This is a genomic window from Rhodopseudomonas sp. BR0M22, from assembly GCF_010907035.1.
Classification (GTDB): domain Bacteria; phylum Pseudomonadota; class Alphaproteobacteria; order Rhizobiales; family Xanthobacteraceae; genus Rhodopseudomonas.
On the sequence record NZ_QUMK01000027.1, the window covers coordinates 21,108 to 44,760 of the forward strand.

At 65.5% G+C, this 23,653-nt stretch carries 19 protein-coding genes; 13 read left to right on the top strand and 6 right to left on the bottom strand.

All coding sequences use genetic code 11. The features are described from left to right. The first annotated feature begins 77 nt into the window (after window positions 1-77). The 10 genes from ftsH (at window position 78) to DY468_RS10945 (ending at window position 12,583) form a co-directional block, all read left to right on the top strand. Window positions 78-1,994 (top strand): ATP-dependent zinc metalloprotease FtsH, encoded by a 1,917-nt coding sequence (gene ftsH / locus DY468_RS10900; RefSeq protein WP_164604830.1) that lies wholly within the window; start codon window positions 78-80, stop codon window positions 1,992-1,994. A 163-nt stretch (window positions 1,995-2,157) separates the two neighbouring features. Continuing rightward, entirely contained in the window at window positions 2,158-3,840 is a 1,683-nt protein-coding gene (locus DY468_RS10905; protein ID WP_164604831.1) for a glycosyltransferase family 39 protein, read from the top strand. Window positions 3,841-3,941: 101 nt separating this feature from the next. Next, window positions 3,942-4,694, top strand: coding sequence for an AzlC family ABC transporter permease (locus DY468_RS10910; RefSeq protein ID WP_164604832.1), 753 nt, complete (start codon window positions 3,942-3,944; stop codon window positions 4,692-4,694). Continuing rightward, complete coding sequence (locus tag DY468_RS10915; RefSeq protein WP_164604869.1) at window positions 4,687-5,004, top strand: AzlD family protein; 318 nt, start codon at window positions 4,687-4,689, stop codon at window positions 5,002-5,004. The genes DY468_RS10910 and DY468_RS10915 overlap by 8 nt, the downstream gene beginning before the upstream one ends. A 186-nt stretch (window positions 5,005-5,190) precedes the next feature. Continuing rightward, window positions 5,191-5,865: a TetR/AcrR family transcriptional regulator gene (locus DY468_RS10920; protein WP_164604833.1), complete on the top strand. Its 675-nt coding sequence runs from the start codon at window positions 5,191-5,193 to the stop codon at window positions 5,863-5,865. Window positions 5,866-5,976: 111 nt separating this feature from the next. Further along, the gene (locus DY468_RS10925; protein ID WP_164604834.1) at window positions 5,977-7,470 is read left to right on the top strand and encodes an FAD-linked oxidase C-terminal domain-containing protein; all 1,494 of its coding nucleotides are present in this window, start codon (window positions 5,977-5,979) and stop codon (window positions 7,468-7,470) included. Between the two features lie 168 nt (window positions 7,471-7,638). Next, window positions 7,639-8,880, top strand: coding sequence for an FAD-binding protein (locus DY468_RS10930; RefSeq protein WP_164604835.1), 1,242 nt, complete (start codon window positions 7,639-7,641; stop codon window positions 8,878-8,880). Next, window positions 8,877-10,190: a glycolate oxidase subunit GlcF gene (glcF, locus tag DY468_RS10935; RefSeq protein ID WP_164604836.1), complete on the top strand. Its 1,314-nt coding sequence runs from the start codon at window positions 8,877-8,879 to the stop codon at window positions 10,188-10,190. Before DY468_RS10930 ends, glcF begins: the two co-directional genes overlap by 4 nt. Window positions 10,191-10,264: 74 nt before the next feature. Then, window positions 10,265-11,188: a hypothetical protein gene (locus DY468_RS10940; protein ID WP_164604837.1), complete on the top strand. Its 924-nt coding sequence runs from the start codon at window positions 10,265-10,267 to the stop codon at window positions 11,186-11,188. Window positions 11,189-11,653: 465 nt separating this feature from the next. Next, the gene (locus DY468_RS10945; protein ID WP_164604838.1) at window positions 11,654-12,583 is read left to right on the top strand and encodes a TorF family putative porin; all 930 of its coding nucleotides are present in this window, start codon (window positions 11,654-11,656) and stop codon (window positions 12,581-12,583) included. Window positions 12,584-12,826: 243 nt separating this feature from the next. On the opposite strand, the gene DY468_RS10950 is transcribed toward DY468_RS10945, so the two are convergent. Then, window positions 12,827-14,587 carry an ABC transporter ATP-binding protein/permease gene (locus DY468_RS10950; RefSeq protein WP_164604839.1) on the bottom strand — a complete coding sequence of 587 codons (1,761 nt, stop codon included), beginning with the start codon at window positions 14,585-14,587 and terminating at the stop codon, window positions 12,827-12,829. A 332-nt stretch (window positions 14,588-14,919) separates the two neighbouring features. Here DY468_RS10950 and DY468_RS10955 point away from each other — a divergent pair, with 332 nt between their 5' ends. Continuing rightward, on the top strand, window positions 14,920-15,333 hold the full coding sequence (locus tag DY468_RS10955) for an META domain-containing protein (RefSeq protein WP_164604840.1): 414 nt from the start codon (window positions 14,920-14,922) through the stop codon (window positions 15,331-15,333). On the opposite strand, the gene DY468_RS10960 is transcribed toward DY468_RS10955, so the two are convergent. From DY468_RS10960 to groES, 4 genes are all read right to left on the bottom strand, one after another. Next, the gene (locus DY468_RS10960; RefSeq protein WP_164604841.1) at window positions 15,330-16,841 is read right to left on the bottom strand and encodes a phytoene desaturase family protein; all 1,512 of its coding nucleotides are present in this window, start codon (window positions 16,839-16,841) and stop codon (window positions 15,330-15,332) included. The two genes, DY468_RS10955 and DY468_RS10960, sit on opposite strands and share 4 nt — an antisense overlap. A 106-nt stretch (window positions 16,842-16,947) precedes the next feature. Then, the gene (locus tag DY468_RS10965; protein WP_164604842.1) at window positions 16,948-18,138 is read right to left on the bottom strand and encodes a hypothetical protein; all 1,191 of its coding nucleotides are present in this window, start codon (window positions 18,136-18,138) and stop codon (window positions 16,948-16,950) included. Between the two features lie 377 nt (window positions 18,139-18,515). Beyond that, the gene (groL, locus tag DY468_RS10970) at window positions 18,516-20,162 is read right to left on the bottom strand and encodes a chaperonin GroEL (RefSeq protein ID WP_164604843.1); all 1,647 of its coding nucleotides are present in this window, start codon (window positions 20,160-20,162) and stop codon (window positions 18,516-18,518) included. A gap of 39 nt (window positions 20,163-20,201) precedes the next feature. Continuing rightward, window positions 20,202-20,498 carry a co-chaperone GroES gene (gene groES / locus DY468_RS10975; protein ID WP_013501087.1) on the bottom strand — a complete coding sequence of 99 codons (297 nt, stop codon included), beginning with the start codon at window positions 20,496-20,498 and terminating at the stop codon, window positions 20,202-20,204. 299 nt (window positions 20,499-20,797) lie between these two features. On the opposite strand from groES, the gene DY468_RS10980 reads away from it, so the two are divergent. Then, a complete protein-coding gene (locus DY468_RS10980; protein ID WP_164604844.1) occupies window positions 20,798-21,316 on the top strand; it encodes a hypothetical protein in 519 nt (172 codons plus the stop codon). 47 nt (window positions 21,317-21,363) lie between these two features. Next, window positions 21,364-22,572 carry an MFS transporter gene (locus DY468_RS10985; RefSeq protein ID WP_164604845.1) on the top strand — a complete coding sequence of 403 codons (1,209 nt, stop codon included), beginning with the start codon at window positions 21,364-21,366 and terminating at the stop codon, window positions 22,570-22,572. Window positions 22,573-22,588: 16 nt separating this feature from the next. Here the strand turns inward: DY468_RS10985 and DY468_RS10990 are convergent, their stop codons facing one another. Further along, complete coding sequence (locus DY468_RS10990) at window positions 22,589-23,377, bottom strand: protein phosphatase CheZ (protein WP_164604846.1); 789 nt, start codon at window positions 23,375-23,377, stop codon at window positions 22,589-22,591. Window positions 23,378-23,653: the final 276 nt, after the last annotated feature.

Below are 23,653 nucleotides of genomic sequence, written 5' to 3' on the forward strand. Positions count from 1 at the left end.
AAGCACCCGCAGGGCCTTTCGTCTCGGCGCCGCAGGGCCCACTTGGTCGCGATCCGCGCGACCCATAAGGAAGACCGATGAACGCCAATCTGCGCAATTTCGCCCTCTGGGTCATCATCGTGCTGCTGTTGTTGGCGCTGTTCACCCTCTTCCAAAATCCGGGCCAGCGCACCGCGTCTCAGGAAATTCCGTTCTCGCAGCTCTTGAGCGAGATCGACCAGAACCACGTTCGCGACGTGGTGATCCAGGGCCAGGAAATCCGCGGCACCTTCACCAACGGCTCGACCTTCCAGACCTACGCGCCGAACGATCCGTCGCTCGTGACGCGGCTGTACAACGGCAAGGTCTCGATCACCGCCAAGCCGCCGGGCGACAACGTGCCGTGGTTCGTGTCGCTGCTGGTGTCGTGGCTGCCGTTCATCGCGCTGATCGGCGTCTGGATCTTCCTGTCGCGTCAGATGCAGGGCGGCGCCGGCAAGGCGATGGGCTTCGGCAAGTCGCGGGCCAAGATGCTCACGGAAGCGCATGGGCGCGTCACCTTCGAGGACGTCGCCGGCGTCGACGAGGCCAAGCAGGATCTGCAGGAGATCGTCGAGTTCTTGCGCGACCCGGGCAAATTCCAGCGTCTCGGCGGCCGGATTCCGCGCGGCGTGCTGCTGGTCGGCCCTCCCGGTACTGGTAAGACCCTGATCGCGCGCGCGGTCGCGGGTGAAGCCAACGTGCCGTTCTTCACCATCTCCGGTTCGGACTTCGTCGAAATGTTCGTCGGCGTCGGCGCCAGCCGCGTCCGCGACATGTTCGAGCAGGCCAAGAAGAACGCGCCGTGCATCATCTTCATCGACGAAATCGACGCGGTCGGCCGTCATCGCGGCGCCGGCCTCGGCGGTGGCAATGACGAGCGCGAGCAGACCCTCAACCAGCTGCTGGTCGAGATGGACGGCTTCGAGGCCAATGAGGGCGTGATCCTGATCGCTGCCACCAACCGGCCCGACGTGCTCGATCCGGCGCTGCTGCGTCCCGGCCGCTTCGACCGTCAGGTCGTGGTGCCGAATCCGGACGTCGTCGGCCGCGAGCAGATCCTCAAGGTTCACGTCCGCAAGGTGCCGCTGGCGCCGGATATCAACCTGAAGAACATCGCGCGCGGCACCCCGGGCTTCTCCGGCGCCGACCTGATGAACCTCGTCAACGAAGCGGCGCTGATGGCGGCCCGGCGCAACAAGCGCATGGTCACCCAGACCGAGTTCGAGGACGCCAAGGACAAGGTGATGATGGGCGCCGAGCGCAAGTCGCTGGTGATGACGGAGGAGGAGAAGCTCCTCACCGCCTATCACGAGGGCGGCCACGCCATCGTCGGCCTCAACGTTCCGGCCACCGACCCGATCCACAAGGCGACCATCATTCCGCGCGGCCGTGCGCTCGGCATGGTGATGCAGCTGCCCGAGCGCGACAAGCTGTCGATGTCGCTCGAACAGATGACCTCGCGCCTTGCCATCATGATGGGCGGCCGCGTCGCCGAAGAGATGATCTTCGGCCGCGAGAAGGTGACCTCGGGCGCGGCATCGGACATCGAGCAGGCCACCAAGCTGGCCCGCATGATGGTCACCCGCTGGGGTCTGTCGGAAGAGCTCGGCACCGTCGCCTACGGCGAGAACCAGGACGAGGTGTTCCTCGGCATGTCGGTGTCGCGCACCCAGAACGCCTCCGAGGCGACGATCCAGAAGATCGATGCCGAGATCAAGCGGCTGGTGGCCGAGGGCTATGACGAGGCCAAGCGCATCCTCACCGAACGCCGCGCCGATCTCGAAGCACTGGCCAAGGGGCTGCTGGAATACGAAACCCTGACCGGCGACGAGATCACCGACCTGATCAACGGCAAGAAGCCGAATCGTGAATCGGTGCTGGAGCCGTCGGGACCGCGCACCTCGGCCGTGCCGCCCGCCGGCAAGCCCCGGCCGCGGCCCGATCCGGGCCTGGAGCCGCAGCCCCAGGCGTAAGCCTGCCGGAAAGTGATGGTTGAAAAACGCGGCGGCGACGCCGCGTTTTTTTATGGCCTGTCGCGACCGAGAAGCGTAGGTCCTGATCCAAACAGGGCAGGATGTTCAGGGATGGCGTTCGGCGAGCTTCGGCTCAGACGCTGGCATTCGAGCGATGAATGATATGACGCCGGACTCGGCGCTCGGCCTGAACGCGCCGGGGCGTATTCTGCCCGATGGTGCGCTCGGACCCGGCAAGCTGGCTCGACCGTCGGCCGCGCGCGACCTCTACGATCTCGCTTCGATCGGTCTGCTCGGCGTTCTCGGCGTCCTGGTGCTGATGACGTTTCGATCCTACGGCGTCACCAATGACGAGTGGGTGCAACAGCGCTACGGCGAGCTGATCATCGATTACTACCGCAGCGGCCTGATCGATCGCGCGCTGTTCTCGTTCGACAATCTGTATCTGTACGGCGGCCTGTTCGACGTCGCCGCGACCTTGCTTCACAAGATCTCCTCGCTCGAGCTGTTCGAACTGCGGCATCTGCTCAGTGCGGCTTGCGGCGTTGCCGGAATCGGCGCGGCGATCGCGACAGCACGGCTGATTTCAGGGCCGCGCGCCGGGCTACTCGCCGGAGTGGCGCTCGCAGTGTGCGGGTTCTGGTACGGCGCCATGTTCCACCACACCAAGGACGTGCCGCTTGCCGCTGCAATGGCCGGCGCCCTGTATTTCCTCATTCGTGCCACGCGCGATTGTCCGAAGCCGCAGCTCCGCCATCTGATCGGGTTCGGCCTGCTGACCGGCTGCGCGCTCGGCATCAAGGTGCTGGGGCTGCTGCTGGTGTGCTACGTGCCGGTCGCGATCGTGCTGAACGGCCCGGTGCCGACGTCGGGCGCAGGCTGGCGGGACAGTGCCGCATTCGCCGGCCGCTCGCTACTGGCTTTCCTGCCGTCACTGCTGATTGCCTATGCGATCATGCTGATCACCTGGCCGTGGTCGGCGCTGGCGCCGCTCAATCCGATCCGCGGATTGGTGTCGTTCGGGGACTTCCACTACGCGATCCGCACCATGCTGGCCGGGCAGGTGTACGAGATGGCGACGGTGCCGCGCTGGTACATTCCGACTTATCTCCTGATCAAGACGCCCATCGTCGTGCTCGCAGGAGCGGCGATCTCGCTGCTTTGGCTGCTGTGGCCACGATTGCTCGGCGATGGCGACGCGCGCCGCCGGCGCGAGGCCGCGATCGTCGCATTGGCTGTCGTGTTTCCTGTCGCCTGCGAAATCACCGCGCATGGGCCGGCTTTCAGCGGCATGCGGCATTTCATATTCGTGTTGCCGCCGCTCTCGGTGCTGGCTGGTATCGGGCTCGATGGCCTGCTGCGCGCGACCACCCGCGTTTCGGCGGCGCTCGGTGCGGTGGCGCTGGCCGTGATCGTCGCGGCGCTGAGCTGGAACGCCGCGACGCTGATCCGGCTGCATCCGTATCAGTATCTGTTCTACAATCCGCTGGCCGGCGGGCTGCAAGGCGCCTCGCGCCGCTACGTCATGGATTATTGGTTTACGGCGATGCCGGAAGCGGTGACGCGGCTCGAAAGATACATCGCGCGAACCGATCCCCCCGATGCCCGTGGACGGATCTACACCGTCGCGGTGTGTGGTCCGCGCGACAGCTTCCTGCATCTTCGGCCGTCGAACCTGCGCTGGGCCCAGGTGTGGGAGACCGCAGATTTCTTCATCGCGCCGACTCACATGAATTGCGACCAGGACATCCAGGCCAAGGTCGCGGCGACAGTATCCCGGCTCGGCGTTCCGATCGCTTACGTCAAGGATCAACGCGCCAAGACCCGGCCGGGTGAAGCACCGTAGCGCCCGCTCTTCGGCCGCCCGCTGCATGGCTGCATGTGCTCGCGTTTGCTTGACGCCGCCGCACGCAGCGCGCAACGAAGGCTCGCAAGACGGACCCTGCGATGACCACTCACGTTTCCAAAGCCCCGGCCTATTGGTCGCGCGATGCGATCTGGCCCGGCATTGTCGCGATCGGCCCGATGCTGCCGGGCACGCTGGCGTTCGGCATGGCGTTCGGTGCGCTCTGCGCGCAGAAGAACTTCACGCTCGCCGAAGTCGAAGTGATGATGGCCACGGTTTATGGCGGGCTGTCGCAGTTCGTCGCGGTGCAGGCCTGGCCCGACGCGCTGACGCCGTCGTCGATCGCGGCGCTGGCGCTGCTGACCACCACCGTCAACATCCGCTTCTTCCTGATGACCGCATCGATGCGGCCGTGGTTCGGTACGCTGCCGCCGTGGCAGGCTTATCCGCCGCTGCTCCTGGTTACCGATGGCGGCTGGCTCGCGGCGATGCGCTATCGCGAGCACGGCGGCGCCAATGCCTGGTTCTATGTCGCCGGCGCGATCGTGCTGTATCTGGTGTGGCTGGTATCCGCCATTCCCGGATTCCTGCTCGCCGAGCAACTCGCCGATCCGAAGAAGTTCGGCGTCGACATCGCGATGCCGGCGTTCTTCGCGGCCCTGCTGGTGCCGGCCTGGAAGGGACCGCGGCGCGCGATTCCATGGTGCGTCTCGGGTGTCGTCGCTCTCACCGTACATTGGCTGGCGCCGGGCTATTGGTTCATCATCGCCGGCGCGCTGTCCGGCGCGATCACTGCAGGGCTGATGGACGAGCCGCCGCACAACGCCGCGCATGCAGGGCACCGTCATGACTGACATGCTTCGCAGCGATGTGATGATTGCCTTTGCGGTGATGACCGCGGTGACGGTGGCGTCGCGCCTCGGCGGCTACTTCATGATGCGCTATGTCGAGGTGACGCCGCGGGTGCGGCGGATGCTCGATGCACTGCCTGGGTCGATCATTGTTGCTGCTGCGTTGCCAGTGGCTGTCAATGGCGGGCCCATCGTCATGGTCGCACTCGCAGCGGCGATTGCCGTGAGCGTATTGCGTCGCAACGACTTCCTGGCGGTGATTACTGGTATGTTGGTAGCGGCGCTGGCGCGAGCGCTCGGATTGCCGGGCTAGTTTTCAGGAATGCTATTCATTTCATTGCCGTAAGGGCTTGCCTTCGGTTCTGAATAGGTGTTCACTTTTTTCACTGATTTGGCGCGGGCGATACGTCGGTTTCCCTCGCTAATCCAGCAACTTGGTGAGCGTTTCCGGTCCGATTGAACGGGCTGCGGACCTGCTCGTTTCCGGGGCAACAGCTTCATGGTTTACCGGCGGACCCATCAGGTGGTGAAGCGCTTGGCTGCGCGCCGCAGTGCGATCCTTGCGGCCGCACGCGAGACCGCCGCCGACGGTGGGATGGCGGCGGTGCAGATCGCGCCGGTCGCTGCGCGCGCGAAGGTCGCTGCCGGAACGGTGTATCGCTACTTCCCGTCCAAGGCCGACCTGATCTCCGAACTCATCGCCGATGTTTCGCGCGACGAACTCGCTGCGGTCCGCCGCGCGGCCGATGCGGCGCCGGGGCCGTCTTCTGCGCTCGCCGCCGCGGTGACGACCGTGGCGGTGCACGTCCTGTCGCATCGGAAGCTGGCCTGGGGAATCCTGGCCGAACCTGTCGATGTCGATGTCTCGGCATCGCGGCTGGCGAGCCGCCGGGAAATAGCAGGTGAGATCGAGTTGCGGATCGAAGCCGCGGTCCGCGCCGGTCATCTGCCGGCGCAAGATACGGCGCTGGCAGCGACCGCATTGCTCGGCGCAGTGCATGAATCGTTGGTCGGGCCGCTGGCGCCGGACAATCTCGACGATCCTGCGAAGCTGCGTGACGCAGTGCAAACCGTTACCTTGCTGGCGCTGCGCGCGGTCGGCGTGATGGATGCGCGGGCCCGCGGCCTGGTGGTGCAGGCGGTGGTGCCGCCGCGTAGTCTGGTCGGCGCCTGATCAGTTCCAGTTTGCTCCGGGCCAGCGCTCTGGCTATGACAAACCACGTCGTCTGATCCGATCCGTTCCGGCTCGCCGGATGCGCGGCCAGTTCGAGCGCAGGAGTCTCGCATGACCATTCTGATGCCGGAGCCGGATCAGTCCGTGCTGGCGCGCCGCGACGAGATCATTGCGGCCTTGCGCAAGATTGTGCCGGGCGAGGGGGTGATCTCCAGCGACGCCGAGATGAAGCCCTATGAGTCCGACGGGCTGATGGCCTATCGCCAGCCGCCGATGGTGGTGGTGTTGCCGAGCACCACCAAACAGGTCTCCGAGGTGCTGCGCTATTGCCACCAGAACGGCATCAAGGTGGTGCCGCGCGGCTCCGGGACTTCGCTGTCGGGGGGCGCGCTGCCGCTCGCCGACGGCGTGTTGCTGGGCCTCGGCAAGTTCAAACGGATCCGCGAGATCGACTTCGATAACCGCGCCGTCGTGGTCGAGCCGGGCGTCACCAATCTGGCGATCAGTCAGGCGGTCGATCATGCCGGCTTCTACTACGCGCCTGATCCGTCGTCACAGATCGCCTGTTCGATCGGCGGCAATATCGCGGAGAACTCCGGCGGCGTGCACTGCCTGAAATACGGCATGACCACCAACAACGTGCTCGGCTGCGAGATCGTGCTGATGACCGGCGAGATCCTCAAGATCGGCGGCAAGGCGGCCGAATGCGCCGGCTACGATCTGATGGGTGTCATCACCGGATCGGAGGGGTTGCTCGGCGTCATCACCGAAGTCACCGTGCGGATCCTGCGCAAACCCGAAACGGCGCGGGCGCTGATGATCGGCTTCACCAGCGTCGAGGCCGCCGGCCAGTGCGTTGCCGACGTGATCAGCGCCGGCATCATTCCCGGCGGCATGGAGATGATGGACAAGCCGGCGATCCACGCAGCCGAAGCCTTCGTCCATGCCGGCTATCCGCTCGACGTCGAGGCGCTGCTGATTATCGAGCTCGACGGTCCGCAGGTCGAAGTCGACGAGCTGATCGGAAGGGTCGAGGCGATCGCGCTCGGCTGCGGCTCGACCACCTGCCAGATTTCGACCAGTGAGCAGCAGCGGCTGCTGTTCTGGTCCGGCCGCAAGGCGGCGTTCCCCGCGGTGGGCCGGATCTCGCCCGACTATTTGTGCATGGACGGCACCATCCCGCGTGCACAGCTGCCGCTGGTGCTGCGGCGGATGAACGAGATGTCGGAGAAATACGGCCTGCGCGTCGCCAACGTGTTCCACGCCGGCGACGGCAATCTGCATCCGCTGATCCTGTACGACGCCAACAAGCCGGGCGAGCAGGACGCGGCTGAAGCCTTCGGCGCCGACATTCTCAAGCTGTGCGTCGAGGTCGGCGGGGTGCTGACCGGCGAGCACGGCGTCGGCATCGAGAAGCGCGACCTGATGCCCGAGATGTTCTCCGATATCGATCTCAACCAGCAGCAGCGGCTGAAATGCGCGTTCGATTCCGAAGGCCTGCTCAACCCCGGCAAAGTGTTCCCGACGCTGCATCGCTGTGCCGAACTCGGCCGCATGCACGTCCACAAAGGCCAGTTGCCGTTCCCGGATATTCCGCGGTTCTAGACTGGTCGGTAGTTGCAGATATGGCCCTCGACCCCACACTCCGCCGTCATTGCGAGGAGCGAAGCGACGAAGCAATCCAGCGTCTTGCTTTTGAACTGGATTGCTTCGCTTCGCTCGCAATGACGAAGCAAAGCTTGTTGACCCGGACCTGAAGGACGAATTTCGCCCGTGGACACGCTGAAAGTACGCGACGCGCAGGAGGTCGAGGACGCGGTGCGCGCCGCGATCGCCAATGAGCAGCCGATCGAGATCGTCGGCCATGGCAGCAAGCGTACGGTCGGCCAGCCGATGGCGACCAATGCGGTGCTGGAGCTGTCGGCGCTCAACGCCGTCACCGCCTACGAACCGAACGAGCTGATCATCACCGTCCAGGCCGGCGCGCCGCTCGCCGACGTGCTGTCGCTGATCGATTCCAAGAATCAGCATTTCGCGTTCGAGCCGATGGATACTGCGGCGCTGCTCGGCACTGCGCCGGGGGCAGGGACGGTGGCCGGCATGATCGGCGCCGGCCTCGCCGGTCCGCGGCGGATCAAGGCGGGCGGGGCGCGCGATCATCTGCTCGGCGCCAACGCGGTGTCGGGCTTCGGCGAGAGCTTCAAGGCCGGCGGCAAGGTGGTGAAGAACGTCACCGGCTACGACCTCTGCAAGCTGCTCGCCGGCTCCTGGGGCACGCTGGCGGTGATGACCGAGGTCACCCTGAAGGTGACGCCCCGGCCCGAGAGCGAGCGCACCCTGGTGCTGCGCGGCCTCGGCGACGTCGCGGCCAACAAGGCCATGACCGCGGCGCTGGGCTCGCCCTACGACGTCACCGGCGCCGCGCATCTGCCCGGCTCGGCGCTGCGCACCACGGCCGGTGCATTGGCGGAGATCGCACAGCCGGATCAATCGCTCACTCTGCTGCGGCTCGAAGGCATCACCTCGTCGGCGAGTCATCGCGCCCAGTCGCTGCGCACGGCGCTGAAGAGTTTTGGCGATGCCGAACTGATCGAGGACGATGCTTCGGCTGCGCTGTGGCGCGGGGTGCGCGACGTCGAGCCGTTTGCGGCTTCGGGGCCGCGGGCGCTGTGGCCGGTGTGGCGGATCGTCTGCCCGCCGGCGGCCGGAGGTGCTCTCGGCGAGCAGCTCAGCCGCGAGAGCGGCGGTGAGGTGATCTATGATTGGGGTGGCGGCCTGATCTGGGCGGCGCTGCCGCCTGCGGCGGACGGCCATGCCAAGGCGCTGCGCCAGCGCGTCGAAAAGATCGCCGGCCATGCCAGCCTGATCCGCGGCAGCGATGCGGTGCGGGCGGCGATCGACGTGTTCCATCCGCAGCCGGCCGGGCTCGCCGCGCTCGGCAGCCGCGTCAAGCGCAGCTTCGATCCCAGCAACATTCTCAATCGCGGCCGGATGTCGCGAGGATCCGCGACATGAAGACCGAATTCAGCCTGACCCAGCTCGCCGATCCCGACATCGCCGAGGCCGACAAGATCCTGCGCGCCTGCGTGCATTGCGGCTTCTGCACCGCGACCTGTCCGACCTATGTGCTGCTCGGCGACGAGCTCGACAGCCCGCGCGGCCGCATCTACCTGATCAAGGAGATGCTGCAGAGCAACGCCCCGCCGACCGCGGACGTCGTCAAGCACATCGACCGCTGCCTGTCGTGCCTCGCCTGTATGACGACCTGCCCCTCGGGCGTGAACTACATGCATCTGGTCGATCAGGCCCGCGCCAGGATCGAGAAGCAGTACAAGCGGCCGTTCTGGGATCGGATCGTGCGCGAGGCGCTGTCGTGGATGATGCCGCATCCGGGCATGTTCCGGCTCGGGATGTGGGCAGCGCGGATCGTGCGGCCGGTGGCGGCGCTGCTGCCCGGCTCCCGCGACCTTGCGCATCCGACGGTGCTGAGCCGGATCAAGGCGATGCTGGCGCTGGCGCCGAAACATCTGCCTGAGCCGGGGCCGGACTCCGGAACGACCTTTCCGGCGGTCGGGCCGAAACGGGGGCGGGTCGCGCTGCTGCACGGCTGCGCCCAGCAGGTGCTGGCCCCGCGGATCAATCGGGCCGCGATCAATCTGCTCACCCGGCACGGCATCGAAGTGGTGCTGGCCGCGGATGAAGCCTGCTGCGGCGCCCTGATCCATCATCTCGGCCGCGACGTTCGCACGCTCGACTATGCCCGCACCAACATCAGGGCGTGGCTGACGGAGATCGAGCGTGGCGGTCTCGACGCGATCCTGGTGACCACTTCCGGCTGCGGTACGGTGATCAAGGACTACGGCTACATGCTGCGAGAAGATCCGGAGTATGCGGCGGCGGCTGCGAAGGTTTCGGCACTCGCCAAAGACATCAGCGAATATGTCGCCGGCCTCGAACTGTCATCACCGCGTCAGCGCGATGATGTCGTGGTCGCTTATCACTCGGCCTGTTCGCTTCAACACGGCCAGAAAATCACGCAGCTCCCCAAAGAATTGCTTTCCAAGACTGGATTCGTGGTGAAAGATATTCCCGAGAGTCATTTGTGTTGTGGTTCGGCGGGCACGTACAACATTCTCCAGCCTGACATCGCGACCAGATTGCGCGATCGGAAGGTCGCCAACATCGCTTCCGTCAAGCCGGACATGATCGCCGCGGGCAATATCGGCTGCATGGTGCAGATCGCCAGCGGAACGGAAGTCCCTGTGGTGCACACGATTGAACTTCTCGATTGGGCGACAGGCGGGCCCCGTCCTGCTCCGCACTGATCGGAGCCTGGAACGCCGGTCGCGGGGCGCGTGATTGCTGGCCGAGCAGCGATCCGCACAACTGGAGGACGACCATGGCGAAAGACAAGAAGTCGAAGAAGAAGGACAAGGCCGACAAGAAGGCCGAGAAGTCCAAGACTAAGAACAAGGCCAAGAAGAAGTCCAAGCTGCTGCTGGCCAAGAAGGCCGGCAAGAAGGACGGCAAATCCGCCAAGGCGTCGGCCGCCAAGTCGAAGTCGAAGGCCAAATCCAAGCCGAAGTCCGCAGCCGGCAAATCCGCAAAGAAGCCGGCCGCCAAGACCGCCGGCAAAAAGCCGGCGACCAACGCGAAGAAGACCGCCAAGACAGCCTCCGGCCGTTCTGCTGGCGTGCAGAAGGCGGCTCCCAAGCCAGGCGCTGGCAAGACATCGCCAGCGAAGAAGTCCGCCGCGAAGGTCCCCGCCGCCAGCAAAACCGCTGCGAAACGCGCTGCCGGTGCCAAGCCGGCGGCCAAAGCCAAGGCTAAGCCGGTCGCGAAGTCGACTCCCAAATCCGCACCCAAGCCCGCCGCGCCGCCAGCGCCCAAGAAGGCTTCGACCAAGCCTGCGAAGAAGGCCAAACCGGTTTCCAGTGCCGTAGAGCCTGCTGTCGAGCCGGTCGCGGAGGTGACGCCGCCTCCGGCTCCGCCCGCCCCAGCCAAGCCGCGCAAGCCCCGCGTCAAGAAGCCGGCGCCGCCCGCCGAACCCGAGGCATCTGTCCCGGAACCCGAACCCTCCCCGGCACCCGAGGCCGATCACGCGGCCGATTCGGTCGAGGCTGCGCCAGCCGATCCGTTTCCCGCCGATGACGTCGCTGCAGCCGAGGACAACGAACCGGTGGAAACGCCGGCGTCGAACGACTCGGTCGAAGCTGCGGGTGAGCCGCCAGCTCACAGCGTGGAATCGGCCGGCGAGGAAACTGCCGGAGACGAGGAGTTCGATCGGGCGGAGCGGGGCGAGCCGCGGTCCGATCCGGCCTAACCGAACTCCGAAGCTCTCACGCGAGACGTTCTCTCGCGAGATAGGTATTTCCGAAGGCCGCGGTCCCTGCCGCGGCCTTCGTCGTTGGGGGGCACCCAGCCCTCATGGCCGAGCGGCCGACGGGCACCTTGGGTGGTGAGTTACCTCGTGGGCCGGACCGCTGGGGTCCCGTCCTGGCGATTCGATTCCTGCGTAGTTCGAATCGAGTTAGTCGAAAGTGTTGCTCGCGCGGCCGAAAACCTGGCTCTTCGTTAGGATCCGTTCGCAATCAAGTGATCAAATTGCAACACCCCGCAACTACGAGTGGTTAGATGTGCCGGATTGCACAAAAAGTCGGCATCTGCATGTGTTTTTTGCTTCACGGTTTGCGCATCCCGCCCCACATTGCCGTCACATTTGGTTTTGGCAGGTCGATGTCGTGTCCTTGAACCTCGGTCCGGCTGACTTGAAACGATGGGGATCACAATGAAGAAGACAATCTTGTCGGTCGCGGCAGTGCTCGCAGTCGGCGTTGGTTCGGCCTCGGCCGCCGATCTGCCCGCCAAGGTCTACACCAAGGCGCCGCCGGTTGTGGCGTTCAATCCGTGGGACGTCGCGTTCGGCACCTCGGTTTCGAGCGACTATGTGTTCCGCGGCATCACCCAGTCGAACCACCAGCCGTCGGTCAGCGGCTACATCGAGCCGCGCTACAACATCACTCCGGACCTGCAGATCTATGCCGGCGTGTCGGGCTCGAGCATCTCGTTCGCCAACCGCGCCGCTGCTGAGATCGACGGCTACGTCGGTATCCGCCCGACCTTCGGTCCGGCCGCGTTCGACTTCGGCTTCTGGTACTACGGTTATCCGGGCGGCCAGTGCATCGACACCGTTCAGGGCGGCGGCAACCTGTGCCCGCTCGGCTCCAGCGCGATCGCCAACGGCAACGTGATGAAGAAGGACGTGTCCTTCTACGAGTTCTACGGCAAGTTCAACTACACCTTCAACGACGTGTTCACTGCCGGCGCCGCCGTGAACTACTCGCCGGACTTCCTGCGCTTCGGCACCTCGGGCACCTACGCTGCGGTGAACGCGAAGATCACCATGCCGGGCACCTTCTTCGGCTCCACCGGCATCGGCTCCTACATCTCGGGTGAATACGGCCATCAGTGGCTGGGCACCACCGACGCGTTCTACGCCTTCACCGCTCTGCCGGACTACAACACCTGGAACGTCGGCGTGGGCTTCACCTACAAGGTGTTCACCCTCGATCTGCGCTACACCGACAGCGACCTGACCAAGGCCGGCTGCCAGGCGATCACCTCCGACTTCACCTCGAACGGTGTGACCTCGGGCTGGTGCGGTGCTCGCTTCATCGCCAAGCTCTCGGCTGACGTGACGCTGGGCGCGCTGAAGTAAAGACAATCCCTTCCAAGGGGCTTAGGGCGGCAGAGCGATCTGCCGCCCTTTTTGTTTGTCCCACGCTGAGGCGTGAGAAAGGATGAAAGGCGAGCCACCCGTCGGTGGCCCGCCTTTTGTCGTGAGGCGTCAATCGTTCGGGGCGCTCCCTGCCAACGGCCTTGCGGCGCATCATCCCGCCGCCGCTTGCTGGATGCGCCTGGAGCTGACCTTTCGGTCTTCCCGTGCTTTGCGGCGTCTCCGTCAGCTCCCCGCCAGCCCCACGGCCGGCTCGGCTGGCTTGACCCGGTTCTGCAAGGTGAAGCCGCTGCCGGTGCGCGCCAGCGATGCGCCTTGCTGATGAAACGCTTCCAGCGTCGAGCGGTGGCCGATCGAGACGATCGTGGTGCCCGGCAGCTTACGGTCGAGCAACTCGTACAGCGCCGCTTCCGACGGCTCGTCCAGCGAAGCGGTCGCCTCGTCCAGGAACAGGTATTGCGGGGCGTGCAGCAGTGCGCGGGCGATGCCGAGCCGTTGTTGCTCGCCGAGCGACAACGTTCGATTCCAATGGCCATGCTGATCCAGCCGCTCCGCCAGCGCCGGCAGGCCGACCTCCCGCAACACGTCGGCCACCTGTGTATCGCTGAACGAACCGGCCTCCGCCGGATAGACGATCGCAGCGCGCAGCTCGCCGACCGGGAAGTACGGCCGCTGCGGCAGCATCATCAGCGTCGCATTGGCGGGAATTGAGATCGAGCCCGAGCCGAACGGCCAGATTCCGGCGATCGCCCGGAACAGCGTCGACTTGCCGGCGCCCGAGGGACCGACGATCAGGGTGCGATCGCTGCCGCCGAGCGTAAAGCCATCGGCGCTCATCAGCGGCGATCCGGTCGGCAGCGTCAGACTCAGATCCTTCAGCTCGATCGCGTTCGCGGAGGAGGGCGTCCGCACCACCCCGGGATTGTCGCGCCGTGCCGCAGCCGCCTCGATCGCGCGTTCAAAGCCTTCGAGCCGCTGCATGATGGACTGCCACTCCGCCAAGGTGCGGTAGGCCGAGATGAAGAACGACAGTGAATCCTGCACGCTGCTGAACGCGGAGACGGTCTGCATCATGCCGCCGAGCTGCACTTTCTGGGCGAAATACGCAGGCGCCACCAGAATGTAAGGGAAGATCACCGATGCCTGCGAGTAGCTGGCGGTGAATGCGGTCAGTCGCTTGGTGCGGATCATGATCCGCATGTAGTTGCCGACGATGTGGCCGAACCGTTCGGACAGTTTGCCGCGCTCGGCGGGTTCGCCGCGCAGCAGGGCGATCTGCTCGGCGTTCTCGCGCGCCCGGACCAGATTGAAGCGAAAGTCGGCTTCGTAACGTTGTTGTTCGAAGTTGAGGCCGACCAGCGGCGAGCCGATCCAATGCGTCAGGGCGGTGCCGACCACGGCGTAGATCAACGCGCCCCACACCAGATAGCCGGGGATCGGAATGCTATGGCCGAACAGATGCATCGGCGCTTCATCCGACAGGCCCCATAGAATCACCACGAACGACGCTAGCGTCACCACCGCATTGAGCAGGCCGATCCCGAGCGCCAATGTGCGGTCAATGAAGAGCTGCGTATCTTCGGCGATACGCTGGTCGGGGTTGTCGGCGGCATCGCCGGTAAGCTGCATCTGGTAGTGGTTGGCGTCGTGCAGCCATCCGCCGAGATAGCGCTCGGTCATCCATTTGCGCCAGCGAATCTGGAGCCACTGGTTGAGGTAGAGTTGGTACACCTTGAGGGCGATCCAGATCGTCGCCAGAACGCAGAAGTAGATGATCTGGTAAGTGAAGACGTCGTAGTTGCGCTCCTGCAGCGCGTTGTAGAACACGTTGTTCCAGCGGTTGAACATCACCGTGAGGCCGACGACGGCGAGTTCGATGACGACGACCGCCGCGAGCAGTCCGCGGCCCATCCATTTGTCTTCGGCATTGAAATACGGCACGGCGATCCGCCAGGCGGTCGCCAAGGTGGTTCGAATAGCGTTCACTGGAAAGGGTCTCCGGGTAGGAGGCTCCGCCGTGCGGAGGCCTTGGACGGAACTTGCAGGTCAATCACCCACGGTTAGATGTCGCGCCCTCTTGTCGCACCCTAGCACCGCGCTCGGTGCGAGCGAGTCGCAGGTAAGCGAGTTCGCGTGTTTGTGAGCGGGCGATACGAGCTGTGATCGGGCGCAAGGCCGTCTGGTCAAGGCGGGGTGGTTCGCACTATAGCCTGCGGGCCAGAGGCGGGGCGGGCGGCGTTCGGTCCGCTCGTCCGCCACCTTCAGCGTCGCGCGCGCAAGCCCGAGCGCGGCGCGCCCCGAGCCATCGCCGAGGTATGATGCGAACCCTTTCCCTGATGCGAGTTGCCGTGCTCGGCGCGGCGATCCTGTCCGCCGCGACCTCTCCGGCGCCGGCGCAATCCGACCAGGAATTCCCGTTCGGCCTGGAGGTGACGCTGGACGCGCCGCCGAAGCCGGGGTCGAAACGGATTCCGAATCTGGAAATCGACGACAAGGGCAGCGTGCGGCTGGAGCTGTGGTGCAAAGGCGGCACCGGGCAGTTCTCGGTCGCGGGCAACACCGTGATCTTCGTGCCGGGGACGATTGAGGATCGCAATTGTCCGCCGGATCGCGCTCAGGCGGACGACGCGCTGGTCGCGGCGCTTGCGGCGGCGACGACCTGGAGCCGGCAGGGGGATGTGGTCAACTTCGCCGGTCCGCAGCCGCTGCGGTTCCGGCTCAACACGAATTAACGCTGCGGCTGATCCTGCAGGATCAGCTCGGCGCATTCCGCCGCCGCCTGCACCACGCCGCTGTAGCCGCCGATCCCCGCATAGGCGGAGGCGAGATACAGGCCGGGCAAAGCGGTGCGCGGCGAGCGGTAGGGCGCATCGGACTGCGGCAGCAGCGGCGCGAAGCCGTAGACCGCGCCCTGCGGGGCGCCGAGATATTGCTGCACCGAGAAGGCGGTGTTGAACGCTGCGGCGGTCACCGCACCGGCAAGGCCGGGATAGCTGCGATCGAGATGGGCCAGCAGCGCCTGCTGCCAGCGTCCGCGCTTGGCCCGATAGGTGTCCTGGTCGAGGCCATCCCAGTTCGTTACCCGATCCGGACCGACCACCGACAGCACGTAAGGCGGCGACGGCACGCCGGAATCGATCGCCGTGTAGTCGGCGATCGCCAGCGGCGGCATCCGCGCGCCCGGCTCGTCGGCCATCAGCATCTTGGCCTCGGCATAGGATGCCAGCGTCGTCATCCAGTCCGGGAGCAATTGGGTCGCGTAGCTGCTGACGCCGAATTCGCGCGGCGGCTTCGACAGGCCGAGGGTGAGCGCGAACAGTGACAGCGACGGTGCGCGCTCCGCATAGCTGGCCGTGAGGAGCTGCGCCTGGTGTTCGGGCAGTTGGCTCGCCAGCGTTGCCGGTGCGGCATTGCCGATCACGATGCTCGCTTCGACGGTCTGCGGGTCGCTGCCGTCGCGCATGGTGTGGGTCACGCGATGGGCTGCGCCGGGATCTTGCATCACGACGCCGGAGACGGTGCGACGGAGTAAGACTTCGCCGCCGGCCTTGCGCACCGCCCGCGCCAGCGCGCTCGACAGCCTTTGCGAGCCGCCCTGAACGAAGCGTGCGCCGCTGAGCAGGAAGCTTCCCTGCACCATCGCGAACGGCACCCACCACAGCGCGGCGATATCGTCGTGCACATAGGACAGATTGCCCGCGAGCGCGAACTTCACGGCTTCGTTGTCGCCGAACAGCGCCTGGAGTTTTTCACCGAGCGAGGCCCGCCAATCCGGGAATGACGGCGCGAGTGCCATCACCGCATCGAGTCCGCCATCGCCGAGCGTGCCGGCGAGCCGTTCCAGGTCGCCGAGCCACTGCGTTATTCCGGCGCTCGCGTTCGGAAACCGGCGGATCAATGCGTCGCGGGCGGCAGCGAATTCGTCGGGGAGCGTGAACGGATCGCCGACCGGGCCGCCGCGCATTTCATACAGCGCGCCGGCCGGAATCCACTGTACCGCGTCGAGCACGCCGGCGCGGAGCAAGGCGCGGTGCTTCGGATCGCGGACGTGCTGAGGGTTGCCGGTAATATGCAGTGAGCCTTCGACGAACAATTCGCCGGCCTTGTAGCTCGACGCCGCGCCGCCCACCGAGTTGCCGCGCTCGATCACCAGCACCTTGTGCCCTTCGCGGGCCAGGATCGCGCCCGCAGTCAGGCCGCCGAGCCCGGCGCCAATTACCACTGCATCAAAGCGCGTCATTCAGTCGATCATCCTGCCGTCAACGGGAAGCGCTTCATTGCCGCATTGCAGCGGCATGTCAAATCGCGGTTCCAGCACTCGGACGGATGGGCCGATCGCGATGACGCTATTGCCAGGTCGAGCTCTCGGAATCCCAACGCTGGCCCTTGAGTTCCTTTGCCAGTGCCGGGACTGCGCCGCCGTCGCTGCGCGGTTCGGATTCTTCCTCGCCGGTGGCGTCGTCGTTCAGGTTGAGCCGGGGCGGAGTGTTTTCGTCGACGGTGGTGTCGCTCGGGCTGCTGAGCCACAGCATCAGCTTGTCGCTACCGCCCGGCTTGTCGGCGCTCACGAGCGCTTCGACGGTAATGACCTCGGTGAGCTGCAGCGCCGGGAAGGTGTCGCTCGGCCGCTTGAACGTCATCTTCAGCCGGCCGGTGACCTCGTCCCAATTGGCCGAGGCCAGCTTGGCCTCCAGTGTCTGCGCCAGCGTTGCGGTGACCGTGGACGCGATCTTGGCGCGATCGATCTTGCCACCCTCGCGCCAGCCGGCGGCCGGGAACAGGATGGCTCGGTCCATGTCGACGACGCCGTTGGTCCAGCCTGCAGCCGAAACGCCGGGAAACGCCTTGGCCTTGGCGATCACCGCGGCCGCGCGTTCCGGGTCGACGCTGAGATTGATCACCAACTTGCCGGCCCGCAGCGCGTCGCAGCCGATGCTGAGGCTGGACAGAGACACTTCGACGTTCTCGGTCTTCAGCGTCTTGAGGAAGTCCGACGCGGCCTCGAGCGCGACCCGAACGCCGACCGCTTCCGGAGAGACTGCGGTGAAGTCCTTCGGCGCCTGAGCGATGCTCTCATCGGCCGATTGGGTTTCCTCGAATTCCTTTTCGCTGAGGTCGGAATTGTCGGTCGAATTGATCTCGTGGGTCGCGGTTCCGATGCCGACCACGCCCTTGAAGTCGAAGGTCTCGCCGTTCGGCTTCTGCTGCAGGTTGACCGAAACCGGGGTCTTGCTGCCGAGCGTCTGGCTGGTACCGGTCAGGCTCTGGCCGTTCGCCGTCAGGTTGACGACGAAGCGCTCCTTGCGATCGGAATCCTTGGTCGGCGAGAAGCACACGTCGAGCACGGCCGATGTCGCGCTTTTGCCCTGCCTCGTCTCCTTCAGCACCACATCGGCTCCGTCGATGAAGCCGTCGAGATTGGCGAAGTAGCGGGTCTCGGTCGCCGTCGGCGTCGCTTTCGCGGCAGACTTGCCCTGGGCCAAGGCAAGGTCGGTCGCTGGCAGCAGCGCCAGCAGGCTGATCAGGAGCGCGCGCATCGGATGATTCCTCGCAGGATGTCAGGTCTTGAGTGTTGTTTGATTCGAACTGGACCGAACGATGGCCTGAGTAGCAGATCGCCTGCGCTTCGCCAAAAGTCATGCGGGGAGGGGGCGGAGGCGGCAATCTGCCGCCGTGCCGCACACACAGCCGTCATCCCCGCGCATGCCGGGATCCAGTATCGCAGAGAGCTCGTTGGTCATCGGAGGCGCTCTGGAATACTGGGGCACCCGCTTTCGTGGGCGATGACGGGAGAGGGGGATAGTGGCGCCGTGCTCTGCCGTCCTGTGAATTGGAACGCCGACGTTAGGCCAAAAAAACAAGGCCGCCCGGAGGCGGCCTTGCGTGATCGATACTGCGTGCGAGAGAGCCGGGCTTAGAAGCCCATGCCGCCCATTCCGCCCATGCCACCGCCCGGCGGCATCGCCATCGGGGCTTCGGCCTTCGGCAGCTCGGCGACCATCGCTTCGGTGGTGACCAGCAGCGAGGCGACCGAGGAGGCGTCCTGCAGCGCGGTGCGCACGACCTTGGCCGGATCGACGATGCCCTTGGCGAGCATGTCGACATACTCTTCGCTCTGGGCGTCGAAACCGAAGGTCTCGGTCTTGTTCTCGAGGATCTTGCCGACCACGATCGAGCCTTCGACACCGGCGTTCTCGGAGATCTGGCGGATCGGAGCTTCGAGCGCCTTCAGCACGATGTTGATGCCGGCCTGGACGTCCGGATTGTCGTTGCTGATGCGGCCGACGGCCTTCTTGGCGCGCAGCAGAGCGACGCCGCCGCCCGGCACGATGCCTTCCTGCACCGCGGCGCGGGTCGCGTTGAGCGCGTCCTCGACACGGTCCTTCTTTTCCTTGACCTCGACCTCGGTCGCGCCGCCGACGCGGATCACCGCGACGCCGCCGGCGAGCTTGGCCAGACGCTCCTGGAGCTTCTCACGGTCGTAGTCCGAGGAGGTCTCCTCGATCTGCGCCTTGATCTGCGACACGCGGGCTTCGATCTCCGGCTTCTTGCCGGCGCCGCCGACGATGGTGGTGTTCTCCTTGTCGATCACCACCTTCTTGGCGCGGCCGAGCATCTTCAGCGTGACGGTCTCGAGCTTGATGCCGAGGTCTTCCGAGATCAGCTGACCGCCGGTCAGGATCGCGATGTCTTCCAGCATCGCCTTGCGGCGATCGCCGAAGCCCGGCGCCTTGACGGCCGAAACCTTGAGGCCGCCGCGCAGGCGGTTGACTACCAGGGTCGCCAGCGCTTCGCCTTCGACGTCCTCGGCGATGATCAGCAGCGGCTTGCCCGACTGCACCACCGCTTCGAGCACCGGCAGCATCGACTGCAGGCCCGAGAGCTTCTTCTCGTGCAGCAGGATGTAGGCGTCGTCGAGTTCGACGGTCATCTTCTCGGCGTTGGTCACGAAGTAGGGCGACAGGTAGCCGCGGTCGAACTTCATGCCTTCGACGATGTCGACTTCGGTATCGAGCGACTTGTTCTCTTCGACCGTGATGACGCCTTCGTTGCCGACCTTCTGCATCGCCTGGGCGATCATCTTGCCGATCGGCGCGTCGCCGTTGGCCGAGATGGTGCCGACCTGGGCGATTTCAGCCGAAGAGGCGACCGGCTTGGCGCGCTTCTGGATGTCCTTGACCACGGCCGCGACCGCGATCTCGATGCCGCGCTTCAGGTCCATCGGGTTCATGCCGGCCGCAACGGCCTTGGCGCCTTCACGGACGATCGCCTGGGCCAGCACGGTGGCGGTGGTGGTGCCGTCGCCGGCGAGGTCGTTGGTCTTCGAGGCCACCTCGCGCACCATCTGCGCGCCCATGTTCTCGAACTTGTCCTCGAGCTCCACTTCCTTGGCGACGGTAACGCCGTCCTTGGTGATGCGCGGCGCGCCGAAGCTCTTCTCGATCAGCACGTTCCGGCCCTTCGGGCCGAGCGTGACCTTGACGGCGTTGGCGAGCACGTCGACACCGCGCAGCATGCGGTCGCGGGCATCGCCGGAGAATTTAACGTCTTTAGCAGCCATTCATTCGCTCCTGATGTCTCGATACTGTCGCGATGCGGCTCAGCCGACCACGCCCATGATGTCCGACTCCTTCATGATCAGGAGTTCTTCGCCGTCGAGCTTGATCTCGGTGCCCGACCACTTCCCGAACAGCACGCGGTCGCCGACCTTGACGTCGATCGGGGTCAGCTTGCCGGTTTCGTCGCGGCCGCCCGGGCCCACGGCGACGACCTGACCTTCCTGCGGCTTCTCCTTGGCGGAGTCCGGGATGATGATGCCACCCTTGGTCTTGGTTTCGGCGTCGATGCGCTTCACCACCACGCGGTCATGGAGAGGACGAAAATTGAGCTTAGCCATGGGCTGTCCTGTGCTGTTACTGAAGGGGCTCGGTGTTCGAGTGCCTGTTCGTGATCCGCGGCTCGGGTTGCGTCCGCGTGTTGGCAGTCGTGCTTCGAGAGTGCTAATTGTGGGCTCGGAATATGGCTTGATGCTTGTTCTGTCAAGCTGAGGGCTTAAGAGCTTGGTGATGTCGCTGTAAGATGCTCCGGCCGCCAGACCGGGGCACCGACATGAACGGTGTGACCGCATTGCCTGCTGGGGCGTTTTGCGGTTGTCTGGCGCAAGGGGCACGCGGGGCGTTCGCTCGGGGAGAAATCATGTTCAATTCACGCAACGCACGCGCGTCGCTCAATCTGGGTATGGCGTCGCTGATGGCGCTCGGTCTCGGCGCGTGCGGCAGCATGGGAGGCGGCTTCAGCCTCGGCGGTTCGCAGCCGGCCGCGGTGCAGGAACCGGCGCCCCCGCCGGACCTGCCGGCCACCATTCGTTCGGAAGAGATTGTCGGCCGCTGGGGCCTGGCGTCGTATCTCAATCCGTCCGATCGCGCCCGCACTGAGAAGGCTGCGCTGGCACAGTGCAAGAACCCTTACGTCATCGGCGCCGGTCCGACCGGGGGCGTGATCATGCATCTGGCCGACCAGGCGACCCCGCAGGAACTGCGGTTGAAGGGCTCGCAGAGCGGCAAGAACTATATCGGTCCGGCTGGCCCGATCACCGACCAGGATCGCGAGGTGATCTCGTTCGACGGCCGGGTGATGATCACCCGCTTCGTCGACAAGGACGCCGCCACCCGCTACGGCAACATGGTCTATGTCCGCTGCGCCCCGCGCGCCTGACCCTGCCGCAACCAACAAGATCGGGTCGAACCTGACGCCATGACGACATGACCGCGCTGCGGAGACTTGCGCTCGGACCGGAACGCGCGGTCGGCGTTCTCGCGGTCACCCAGATCCTGTGCTGGGGCATGCTGATCTATCCGCCGGTGCTGACCATGCCGTACCTCGCCAAGGCGCACGGCTGGTCGCTGGCGTTCGGCATGTCGGGGTTTTCGCTGGCGCTGGTGATTTCCGGGATCCTGTCTCCGATCATCGGCGGCTTGATCGATCGTCACGGCGGCAATCTGGTGATGGCGCCCGGCGCGCTCGCTGGCGCTCTCGGCATGGTGCTGGTCGCCAGCACCGACCTGTGGCCGGTGTACTTCATCGCCTGGGCGCTTCTCGGCGTTGCGATGGCGACCAACCTGTACGATCCGGCCTTCGCGACGCTCGCCCGTCTGTTCGGCGCCACCGCTCGCCGGCAGATCACGTTCGTCACCTTTGCCGGCGGCTTCGCCTCGACGGTGGGGTGGCCGGCGACGCATCTGCTGCTCGACACCGTCGGCTGGCGCGGCACGTATTTTACTTTTGCCGCCGTGCTCGCCTGCGTGGTCGCGCCGCTGCATGGGTTGGCGCTGCCCCGCAAGGCCGCGCTGGCGGCCACGGCACCGAGCCCGACCCCGCATCTGATGCCGGCCGAACCGCTGCGCCCGGAAGGGCGGCCGTTCGTGCTGATCGCGACCGCGTTCGCGATCTACGCCTTGATGCTGTCGGGGGTGACGTCGAATTTGCTGGCGATGTTCCAGCGCGGCGGACTGGACGCCGGAACCGTGGTGACGCTCGGCGCGCTGTTCGGCCCGTCACAGGTCGTCGCACGGCTCGCCGACTTCCTGCTCGCCGGTCGCACCCATCCATTATGGATCGCGCGCGGGGCGGTGGGGCTGATGGCGTGCTCGTTTGCGATGCTGGCGTTCGCCGGACCGTCGGTGCTGGTCGCGGGGATATTCTGCGTCGCGTTCGGCGCCGCGAACGGGGTGATGACGATCGCGCGGGGCAGTCTGCCGTTGCTGATGTTCGGACCGCAGGGCTACGGACGGGTGATCGGCCGAATCGCTCGGCCGGCGCTGTTTGTCCAGGCGTCGGCGCCGTTCATCGTGGCGGCGGCCGTCGAGCGATTTTCGGACGCCACCGTGGTCGAGGTCGGGATGGTCTGCGCGCTCGCGGCGCTCGGCTGTTTCCTGGCGCTGCAGCCGCCCCGCGCCGCGGAACGGCGCTGAGGCGTCAGCCTAAAGATCAGTTGAACAGCGCGTCGATGTCGTCCTGCGAGGCATGGCCGCTCTCGCCCAGCGCGCGCGGGCCGTTGAGCAGCTTGGCATCGTCGTCGCGGGTGTCGACCACCGGCGGCGCGTGCGACTTGATCTCGTCGACGCCGCCCCAGATCTCCATCATCGCCACGATGTGATGCTCGATGAACTTCATCGTATTCATCACTTTGCTGATGCGCTGGCCGGTGAGGTCCTGGAAGTTGCAGGCCTCGAAGATCGAGATCACCCGTTCCTGGATCTCGTCGCTCAGCGCCTGCTGCTGATCGGCCGAGTTCACCTTGCCGAGCGCGGTCGCCGCCTGGTCGATCGCTTCGGCGGCTTCGAGAATCTGCTGAGTGGCTTCTTCGGTGCCGCCGACGACGGCGCCGAGTTCGCCGTTGACCTTGGCCATCTCTTCGCCGCTGAAGCTCTTGGAGTGCAGCACCGCGATTTCGCGCTTGGTCTGGTCGATCGCATTGTGGATCAGGTCGAGCTCGACCTTCAGCTTCTCGCACTGCTCGACTTGCGCCTTGTAGCTGGCGAGCAGCGCCTTGGCTTCCGCGGCCTCCGCGGCGAGCGACGCGTCGATTTCCTGCTTGCTGCCGGATTCACCGGCTACGACCGGCTGTACGCCGTTGACGATCTGAGCACGGATCGCCCGCAGCTCCGCCATCAGGTCACGGTTGGTCGGGCCAGCCTCGAATTCGATCGGTGCGAGCATCGGCGCTGCTCCGAGCGTCAGTTCTTCAATGCGAAAGCGCTTACGTGGAAGTGACATCGGCTGATCCCGTGAGTTGCTACCAATTCCTCGTACAGCGATCTCTTTAACGACGGGTTGAACGCCGGAACCGGCTTCGTCTCAACTAACAGCCGCGCACATACGCCGCGTTAACCATGAGCCTGTGCCGTTCATCGAAAATAAACGCTGACGACGGGAATTGCCGTCCGGCGACGACGTGGTGAATCGAAACCTGCTCCGCGTTTACCAAACCGATCCAGTTTTGGTTTCTGATCCGTTGCGTTCACCGCCGCATCTTCGGCGCATCCACGACGA

Excerpts from the sequence above, each read along its gene's own strand:
- DY468_RS10915 (WP_164604869.1), top strand. The coding sequence starts at position 4,687 with ATGACTGACATGCTTCGCAGCGATGTGATGATTGCCTTTGCGGTGATG.
- DY468_RS10980 (WP_164604844.1), top strand. The coding sequence starts at position 20,798 with ATGTTCAATTCACGCAACGCACGCGCGTCGCTCAATCTGGGTATGGCG.
- DY468_RS10960 (WP_164604841.1), bottom strand. The coding sequence starts at position 16,841 with ATGACGCGCTTTGATGCAGTGGTAATTGGCGCCGGGCTCGGCGGCCTG.
- DY468_RS10955 (WP_164604840.1), top strand. The coding sequence starts at position 14,920 with ATGCGAACCCTTTCCCTGATGCGAGTTGCCGTGCTCGGCGCGGCGATC.
- glcF (WP_164604836.1), top strand. The coding sequence starts at position 8,877 with ATGAAGACCGAATTCAGCCTGACCCAGCTCGCCGATCCCGACATCGCC.
- DY468_RS10920 (WP_164604833.1), top strand. The coding sequence starts at position 5,191 with ATGGTTTACCGGCGGACCCATCAGGTGGTGAAGCGCTTGGCTGCGCGC.
- DY468_RS10940 (WP_164604837.1), top strand. The coding sequence starts at position 10,265 with ATGGCGAAAGACAAGAAGTCGAAGAAGAAGGACAAGGCCGACAAGAAG.
- DY468_RS10985 (WP_164604845.1), top strand. The coding sequence starts at position 21,364 with ATGACCGCGCTGCGGAGACTTGCGCTCGGACCGGAACGCGCGGTCGGC.
- DY468_RS10990 (WP_164604846.1), bottom strand. The coding sequence starts at position 23,377 with ATGTCACTTCCACGTAAGCGCTTTCGCATTGAAGAACTGACGCTCGGA.
- DY468_RS10925 (WP_164604834.1), top strand. The coding sequence starts at position 5,977 with ATGACCATTCTGATGCCGGAGCCGGATCAGTCCGTGCTGGCGCGCCGC.
- groL (WP_164604843.1), bottom strand. The coding sequence starts at position 20,162 with ATGGCTGCTAAAGACGTTAAATTCTCCGGCGATGCCCGCGACCGCATG.
- groES (WP_013501087.1), bottom strand. The coding sequence starts at position 20,498 with ATGGCTAAGCTCAATTTTCGTCCTCTCCATGACCGCGTGGTGGTGAAG.
- DY468_RS10910 (WP_164604832.1), top strand. The coding sequence starts at position 3,942 with ATGACCACTCACGTTTCCAAAGCCCCGGCCTATTGGTCGCGCGATGCG.
- ftsH (WP_164604830.1), top strand. The coding sequence starts at position 78 with ATGAACGCCAATCTGCGCAATTTCGCCCTCTGGGTCATCATCGTGCTG.
- DY468_RS10905 (WP_164604831.1), top strand. The coding sequence starts at position 2,158 with ATGACGCCGGACTCGGCGCTCGGCCTGAACGCGCCGGGGCGTATTCTG.
- DY468_RS10945 (WP_164604838.1), top strand. The coding sequence starts at position 11,654 with ATGAAGAAGACAATCTTGTCGGTCGCGGCAGTGCTCGCAGTCGGCGTT.
- DY468_RS10965 (WP_164604842.1), bottom strand. The coding sequence starts at position 18,138 with ATGCGCGCGCTCCTGATCAGCCTGCTGGCGCTGCTGCCAGCGACCGAC.